This window comes from Gammaproteobacteria bacterium, from assembly GCA_013696315.1.
Taxonomy (GTDB): domain Bacteria; phylum Pseudomonadota; class Gammaproteobacteria; order JACCYU01; family JACCYU01; genus JACCYU01.
The window spans coordinates 1-6158 of the sequence record JACCYU010000208.1 but is presented as its reverse complement, the minus strand read 5'-3'; the positions used below and the strand labels follow the sequence as shown (position 1 = coordinate 6158).

The following is a 6158-nucleotide window of genomic DNA, read 5'->3' as shown; positions in this document are numbered from 1 at the left end:
TATGCTACCGAGGTATTGCGTCCCATCGCCTCCAACTGCGCGTTCGAGCTAATGCAGGCCAAGTGTCGCGCCAGCGTTGCTGTCACGCCACTTGCTGGGCTGCATTGCTCAACTTAGAAGCGTTGGGCTGGGTCGTATCTATCTTCATCATTCATTGGAGGACTTGTGACCTCGCCTGGCGTCAGCGCATTCCCCTCGTTGGTGAAGCGATTGGTGACCTCGGCGGGCCTCGACCAGTTTGTTGACCCGTCTTAACCACGCGTTTCACGCTACCCTGGTGGTGGTCACGCACGAATTAGAGAGTGCGTTTGCGATCGCGCATCGTATTTTTCTGATGGACCGCGGCAGCATAATCGCCGCGGGTACACCGTCAGACCTGAGAGCGACGAAGCATCCCGTAGCACAACGATTTCTGCGCCGGCAGGCCGAAGAACCGTCCGCGGGACAAGAGATGGACGCTGTACTAGCCGCGGCAGCGAAAGATCTGGCGCGGTAAGAACATTCATGGCCGCGAAAACCAGAACCGAGACTATCCGCGCGGGACTTTTCTTTCTCGTTGCCGTAATCATCTTCGCCAGTATGGCCCTATGGGTGGCCGGGTCCGCATGGGTGCGACCGTCGAGCACGTCTTATCTCGTTACCATTCCGCACGCCGGAACGCTCGCGGTCGGCGATCCGGTGGTGGTCGCGGGCGTGCCGGTCGGCCGGGTCAGCGACATGAATCTCGATGTAAATTCACCGGCCCCGGTCGCCCTGCGTGTGGACATCAGTCCGGCAGTCACATTGCGCGCCGACAGTACTGCCAGGGTCGTGTTGCTGGATCTCCTGGGCGGCACCGCGCTGGAGGTCGAGCCCGGTTCGTCGCGGATGGCGAAGCTTGCGCCTAGCGATACCATCGACGGTCTGGTCTCCGCCAATGCCCAGGACCTGCTAAACGTTGCGGACCGGGTGGCGGCACAGATTACACCCGTGATGAGGCAGACGAAGGACATCCTTTCGAACTTGTCCCGACGCATGCCGGCAACCGTTGACAGTCTTGCACGCTTGTCAGATTCGGCTGCATCCGTCGCCGATCGTCTGGACAAACTCACGATAGGATTCGAGCGCGATCTGCCCGGAATCCTCACTCAGACGAATCGGGCGTCGGTACGCGCGGTTAACGTGCTCGATCGAGCCGCAAGAGTGATGCGACAACTGGACAGCCTGTCCGCCAGCCTCAACACGGCGTTGGGTGCGCAGGGTGGAAACACGTGAGGGTGGTGCTCGAAGAAGCGCAGGCGGCGTTCGGCGACGCGCGTGACGCGACGGCGGTAGTCAGCGAGAATCGTCAGGTCATCGAGCAAACGCTCGCGAGGCTCAGCCGCGCGGCTGCTGCCCTGGAAGGCTTTTCCACGCAAATCAAGGAGCAGCCTTACAGTCTGATTCGAGTCCTGCCGACGGACGCCGAATACCGGGCGAACCAGCGGGCGTGATGCCGTGACTGCACTCTCGCAATGCGTTCCGCCGGTGGCAATGCTGCTGCTGACCGCCTGTGCTTCCGCGCCGCAAACACGTTACTACTCGCTCGATGATTTCGCCGGCCGGCAGGCGACTTCTTGTGCAGCGAACGACGCGGCGACGGAGGTGGTGACAGTGCAGCCGTTTAACGTATTGCCGCCCTTCGATACGACCCGCATCGTTTACCGGCCGCCGGACCTGCCGCAAACCATCGGCTTTTACGCGAGTCATCAATGGGCTACGCCACCGGCGCGAATGCTGGCGCAAGCCACCGTCGAATATCTGTGCAAGGCAGGCATCAACGCCGAATTAACGGGGCTTGCCGTGAACACCGGCGAAGCGGTTATCCTGAGCGCGGATGTCTCCGAGCTGCTCGAAGTCGATACGCGCGAAGGTCCCAGCGGCCAGGTCGCGCTGACATTGCGCGTGAGTAACAGCAACGGCATCGTTTTTGAAAAACACTCATGGGGCAGAGCAATGGCTCAGGAGCGCACCGTCGATAGCGTGGTCGAGGCGATTGACCAGGCGCTGCAAGCCGCGCTGAGCGGAGTTCGCGCGCGACTGGAGCGGCTTTTGGAGACTCCTCATGGCTAGTGATCGATCTCGCAGTTCGAGCCAGAGCGTCCCGGCGACGGGATATGCTCGCTCGTCATTAGCAGTCGTATCGTACCGAACAACGATAGGCGATGCCCGACGCCGCGTCCGCGGCAAGCACTTGCGACCAGTCGGGGAGACTCATACTTTGCCTACGCCGGCCATTTCCTTCGCTATCATCCTGTCTAAGCGCGCTATGCGATCGGCGAGGGTGCCTGTAACAGCTACCCCGAATAAGCTAGACCAAAGGCCCTGATCGTATTGCCACAACTTTTCCTGCCAATCGGTGAATTGGTCAGACCATCCTTGCCGCTTACTAATATCGGATGCGTGCCCCATAAAACAACTCGGTGTTCCGCACGGATGATTTTTGATATTGAGATCAACTGCCCCTCTCTCATTCGCATCCAGTACCAACGGCACGACTTCCTGCCGAATCTTCATCAACACGTCTAATGATTCACTCGTTTTGCGAAGCATTGTCTATTCCTCTGATTGGTAAAAAATGGAGCTCAAAGTTATGCCTTTCCAGGCTCAGGTTGTCTTGGACGGTCGGCAAGGTCGCGGTCTCGCTGCCGCCATCGTACAACGGAATCCCCTTGCTCGTGGCGATCTCCAGGCTGGCCCTGTCCGGCGCCAGTTCGGCCGCCGTGCATAGCAACGCCACGTTGTAAGAGCTGCTGCGCAAGTTGCCAGGGTATGCCGATGATTGTCGTCATCATTTAATATCCTGCGGTCGATCTTGAGCATTTCGCCTTCAAATGGATGCGTTTTATGTCTCGCGCGGAGTTCCAAGAACCACGCCCGGCTTGCCCAGCGGACATTCCAGCGCCGCGCGATCCCATCCCCCGCTCTCCGCGGCGGCTTCATAGGTGCTTTGCAGGAATTCCAGCAGCACGCTGTCCGGTGAGCTTGCAGTGCACACGGAGTCGTAGGGCAGAATGAACTCACCCGCTGCCTTGAGGAAGAATGCGTCTTTTGGATTGACCGGCATGGAACTGAATTTTTCTGTTGTCGGATACGCGTACGAATAGAACGCGGGATAGTCGACCGCGCCGCCGCCGGGCCAGAAGCCCGCGCTGCTGACTTCGTGCGAATACGCCTCCCGGGTGATGGGATCGGGGAGGGCGGGGACGCCGCCGGGATGTTGCGGTGCGCTGCGTCCGGAGAAGCGCGTGACGGCCAGAGCGAAGCTGCCCCAGAACAGATGCACGGGGCTGACCTTGCCGAGATAACCGGTGCGGAATAATTTGAACACGCGATCGACCTGTAACAGCACCCGCCAGAAGCGTTGCGCGTATTCGGGATCGTAAGCGTTGTGCGTGCGGTCATCTTTGAACGGGATGGCGCCGGCGACTTCGTTGGGCGCGCCGTGAATTTGAACCTTCACACGGAGTTCGGCGAGCGTCGCCATCACCGCCGCATAAAAATCCGCCACGGATTGAGGCTCCAGCGGCAGCGCGCGTTCGGCGCCGTCGCTCACGCGGATCAAGAGCGCGTGATCGATAAAATCGAAGTCGATCTCGAACGCGCGGTCGTTATAAGGAATGGGCGAGGTGGTCAATCCGCGTGCCGTTACGTACAACGTAGCGTGCCAGGAATGGTTCACCCACGGTGTCTGCGCCAGCCGCAGCTTGCCGACGATCTGCGTCCATAAATGTAGGGTCGCGCAGGTGTCGCGCCAGGCATCGAAGGGCAGGGCGGGCCATACTTCTGAATCTGGGGTGTGAGTCATATCGCGCTCCTGTGGGGTTTCGGATCTGGCGCGTGCGCTAGCTATCGCGGCCGGTTTCATCCTTTGCGTCCGATTCCGGAGAAGCGGCCGATTCTGGAGACGGAGAATAAAGCGCCATCGACCCGATGCTATAGCGTAACCCGGCAATGGTGAAGTCGAGCGGCATTACGGAGCCCGCGGCGATCAGGCGCAGGAGTCCGAACAGTGGCGCCGCGACCTGGTCTCGCGCCACGTGTTCTGGCTCCGCGGTCGCCGGGACGGGAAACTCCCCCGTCATCGTGTCGCCGTCGCGGGTCAACGCGGTGTCACCGAGCGCTGGCTCGATCAGGCCGCGCATGCGCGCGTTATCGGCCAGCAGGTGACAGCGGATGCGCCGCACGCCGCGCTCGGCGGCGGCGGCGATCAAACGCACCATCAGCATGCGGCCAATGCCCATTCCCTGTCTGGCGTCCAGCACGGTCAGCGCGAGCTCCGCAACCTCGGGGTGTTCGGTGTCACGCACCAGGTGGCCGATGCCGACGCCGTCAAGTTCTTCACCGTCCGCGCCGATGTCCACCGCGCCGATGGCCACGTGCCTGCTACCATCGGGCGTGGTCAGAAACTTCAGGTCCGCGTCGGTCAGCTCGGACTTGGTGGACAGGAAACGCCGGTACCGCGACTCGGCCGACAGGCGCGCGAAACCTTCGACGAGCTTTTGCCGGTCGGCAGGCGTGACCGTGCGCAAGCGCACCCGCAAGCCCTGCGCCAGGGTCACGTCCTCGCGATAGTTGGCATCGAAGCGCATGCCGACCGATCCCGCGCGAGTCATGGACAATCCGCCAGGCTCACGCACCGCGGCATGCTCGCCCGGGCGCCATGTCGTATTGAACGTATCACGCCGACATGTTACCGCTTGCATGCATGTGCTGTCGCTGTTTGATGGCGCCGCCATGACTATCGCCGGCACGCACTATCCGCCCCCCAATCTCTTGTCGGCAGGCGTTGACGTAGCGGCAACCGTATGGGAGCGTGATCGCCAGTTCAATGCCGACTCACAGGAGGCATCATGAAACAAAACGAGGTCGTCGAACGCGCTTTCGCCATGCCCCTCACCAGCCCTGCCTACCCGCCGGGTCCGTACCGGTTCTTCAATCGTGAATATCTGATCATCACCTATCGCAGCGAGGCCGAGGTGCTGAAGGAACTCGTGCCCGAGCCGCTGGAACTGGCGGAACCGCATGTCAAGTTCGAGTTCATGCGCATGCCGGACACCAGCGGCTTCGGCGACTATTGCGAGGCAGGGCAGCTGATCCCGGTGACCTACAAAGGCGAGCCAGGCAATTATCAGCAGGCGATGTATCTGAATGTGCACGCGCCCATCGCTGGCGGACGCGAGTTGTGGGGATTCCCCAAAAAGCTGGGTGCTCCCGATCTTGCGGTGCGGGGTGATACGCTCGTCGGCACGCTGGATTACAGCGGTGTGCGCGTGGCGACCGGCACCATGGGCTTTAAGCACGCCCCGCTTGACGAGGCGCTGGCGCTGAAATCATTGCAGGCGCCGACGTTCCTGCTGAAGATTATCCCGCACGTGGATGGCAGTCCGCGCATCTGCGAACTGGTGCGAACACCTTTGTCCGATGTCACGGTCAAGGGCGCGTGGACCGGGCCCGCGGGACTGGAACTGTTCGATCACGCGCTGGCGCCGGTGGCCCGGCTGCCGATTCGAGAGGCTGTTCGCGACGCACATAATGACCGATCTGACCTTGCCGCTCGGCACTGTCGTTCATGACTACCTGACCTGACCACGGCGGGATAGGTCATCCATCAGCCATCAAAATCGGGAGGTTCCCATGCTTAAAGGCAAGTCCGCGGTAATTACCGGCTCGACCAGCGGCATCGGTCTCGCCATCGCGCGTGCGCTGGCCGCCGAAGGCTGCGATGTCATGCTGAACGGTTTCGGCGATGCGCAAGAGATCGAGGCCATCCGAGGCGACCTCGAACAGCAACATAGTGTGCGCGCGCGATACTCGAACGCCGACATGACCAGACCGGCCGAGATCGAGACCATGATCGAAGACACCGCGACCGCGTTCGGCGGCGTGGATATTCTGGTGAACAATGCCGGCATTCAGTATGTAACGCCGATCGACGAATTCCCGATCGAAAAATGGGACGCGATCATCGCCATCGCTTTGTCGTCGGCGTTTCACACTACGCGCGCCGCGCTGCCGAACATGAAGGCGAAGGGCTGGGGCCGAATCGTCAATATTGCTTCGGCGCACGGGCTGGTCGCGTCACCGTACAAATCCGCTTATGTCGCGGCCAAGCATGGCGTGGTGGGGCTTACCAAGAC

At 61.2% G+C, this 6158-nt stretch carries 9 protein-coding genes and 1 pseudogene; 6 read left to right on the top strand and 4 right to left on the bottom strand.

Going from position 1 to position 6158, the window contains the following annotated elements; all coding sequences use genetic code 11:
• Positions 1 to 241 precede the first annotated feature (241 nt).
• From H0V34_12205 to H0V34_12190, 4 genes are read left to right on the top strand one after another with little or no spacing between them, the layout of a single operon-like run.
• Positions 242 to 496, top strand: coding sequence for a hypothetical protein (locus H0V34_12205; protein ID MBA2492419.1), 255 nt, complete (start codon positions 242 to 244; stop codon positions 494 to 496).
• A gap of 8 nt (positions 497 to 504) precedes the next feature.
• A complete protein-coding gene (locus H0V34_12200; protein ID MBA2492418.1) occupies positions 505 to 1254 on the top strand; it encodes an MCE family protein in 750 nt (249 codons plus the stop codon).
• Entirely contained in the window at positions 1251 to 1472 is a 222-nt protein-coding gene (locus tag H0V34_12195; protein MBA2492417.1) for a hypothetical protein, read from the top strand. The genes H0V34_12200 and H0V34_12195 overlap by 4 nt, the downstream gene beginning before the upstream one ends.
• Positions 1473 to 1476: 4 nt before the next feature.
• On the top strand, positions 1477 to 2091 hold the full coding sequence (locus H0V34_12190; protein ID MBA2492416.1) for a membrane integrity-associated transporter subunit PqiC: 615 nt from the start codon (positions 1477 to 1479) through the stop codon (positions 2089 to 2091).
• A 141-nt stretch (positions 2092 to 2232) separates the two neighbouring features.
• Here the strand turns inward: H0V34_12190 and H0V34_12185 are convergent, their stop codons facing one another.
• From H0V34_12185 to H0V34_12170, 4 genes are all read right to left on the bottom strand, one after another.
• On the bottom strand, positions 2233 to 2571 hold the full coding sequence (locus H0V34_12185) for a hypothetical protein (GenBank protein MBA2492415.1): 339 nt from the start codon (positions 2569 to 2571) through the stop codon (positions 2233 to 2235).
• Complete coding sequence (locus H0V34_12180; protein ID MBA2492414.1) at positions 2552 to 2779, bottom strand: hypothetical protein; 228 nt, start codon at positions 2777 to 2779, stop codon at positions 2552 to 2554. The genes H0V34_12185 and H0V34_12180 overlap by 20 nt, the downstream gene beginning before the upstream one ends.
• Before the next feature lie 84 nt (positions 2780 to 2863).
• The gene (locus H0V34_12175; protein ID MBA2492413.1) at positions 2864 to 3826 is read right to left on the bottom strand and encodes a hypothetical protein; all 963 of its coding nucleotides are present in this window, start codon (positions 3824 to 3826) and stop codon (positions 2864 to 2866) included.
• Between the two features lie 37 nt (positions 3827 to 3863).
• Entirely contained in the window at positions 3864 to 4634 is a 771-nt protein-coding gene (locus H0V34_12170) for a GNAT family N-acetyltransferase (protein MBA2492412.1), read from the bottom strand.
• A 237-nt stretch (positions 4635 to 4871) separates the two neighbouring features.
• Here H0V34_12170 and H0V34_12165 point away from each other — a divergent pair.
• Both H0V34_12165 and H0V34_12160 read left to right on the top strand, forming a co-directional pair.
• Positions 4872 to 5607: pseudogene (locus H0V34_12165) on the top strand (acetoacetate decarboxylase).
• 48 nt (positions 5608 to 5655) lie between these two features.
• Positions 5656 to 6158 (top strand): SDR family NAD(P)-dependent oxidoreductase (locus tag H0V34_12160; protein MBA2492411.1); only part of this gene is annotated, 503 nt, incomplete at its 3' end.

Excerpts from the sequence above, each read along its gene's own strand:
- H0V34_12200 (MBA2492418.1), top strand. The coding sequence starts at position 505 with ATGGCCGCGAAAACCAGAACCGAGACTATCCGCGCGGGACTTTTCTTT.
- H0V34_12185 (MBA2492415.1), bottom strand. The coding sequence starts at position 2,571 with ATGCTTCGCAAAACGAGTGAATCATTAGACGTGTTGATGAAGATTCGG.
- H0V34_12175 (MBA2492413.1), bottom strand. The coding sequence starts at position 3,826 with ATGACTCACACCCCAGATTCAGAAGTATGGCCCGCCCTGCCCTTCGAT.
- H0V34_12170 (MBA2492412.1), bottom strand. The coding sequence starts at position 4,634 with ATGACTCGCGCGGGATCGGTCGGCATGCGCTTCGATGCCAACTATCGC.